This is a genomic window from Tenacibaculum sp. SDUM215027, assembly GCF_050566205.1.
In the GTDB taxonomy this organism is placed as follows: Bacteria; Bacteroidota; Bacteroidia; order Flavobacteriales; family Flavobacteriaceae; genus Polaribacter.
The window spans coordinates 1-896 of record NZ_JBNXUE010000023.1 but is presented as its reverse complement, the minus strand read 5'-3'; the positions used below and the strand labels follow the sequence as shown (position 1 = coordinate 896).

The 896-nt window shown below is 30.9% G+C and carries 1 protein-coding gene; it reads left to right on the top strand.

Features of this window, described 5'->3' with window-relative positions:
* Positions 1 to 208: 208 nt before the first annotated feature.
* Positions 209 to 655: a DUF4844 domain-containing protein gene (locus tag ACQYZ7_RS16675; protein ID WP_430730836.1), complete on the top strand. Its 447-nt coding sequence runs from the start codon at positions 209 to 211 to the stop codon at positions 653 to 655.
* The last annotated feature ends 241 nt before the right edge of the window (positions 656 to 896 follow it).

Sequence of the window (896 nt, the reverse complement as noted above, 5' to 3'; positions counted from 1 at the left end):
ATCATAACCTTACTCTACGCTTTTTTCTTTCTGATTTATATTTCTAAATTTAATGAATTGCTAACTTAAGATGTATATAAAAAATTGCTACTTTTAACCTAACACAATGTTTGTTGCTTTTTTACCAACTTCTGATTTTCCTGCGGAAAATCCTCGTCGATAAAATCGCAACATTTCATATACTAAACCGTTGGCAACAATTTGAGAAATGACAAAATACCTTAAAATATTAGTTCTATTTTTAACTTTATCTGCTTGTGGACAAAATGCAACGCAAATGGAAACACCAGAAAATGCGAATGAAAAGTTTGCGGAATTTATTACAAAGAAAAAGTTCGTAGCAGAAAAATTTTATCCTGGAATTGCGGACGAAAAAATGCGACCAGTTTTAACGGAAAAAATAAATAAAATTGCAACTGATTTTAAAACTGTTGTGGAATCGGAAAAACCTACTGACAAAAAATATCAACAAAAAATCGGAATAGGACTTTCAAGGTTTGCGAAAATTTATCTGGAATTAGACACCGAAGACCGAGAAAGAGTTTGTTCATATATTGAGGAATTAATGGACATTGTTGAATTGGAAAGTTCGAATGGACAATTAAATAAATTTATGTACGGACTTGACCCGAACGAATTCAATAAAGAGAACTAAAATGTCTAATAAAAGAAAAGATCAATTAACAACGGACTCTGAATGGCGAAAGCACTTAAGAAAAATTGGAAAACGTTTCTTTTGGAAAGGAGAGCGTTTAGCTCAATAGAAAATGATTGATAAAGAATTAGAACAAGAAGAATAAAAACTGTTGCCAACAATGCGTCCTATGAAAAGCACTAGCCTAGTTCTCCAAAGTTAATATTTATTTTTTTATTATCTCATAATGATGATTCTGTGG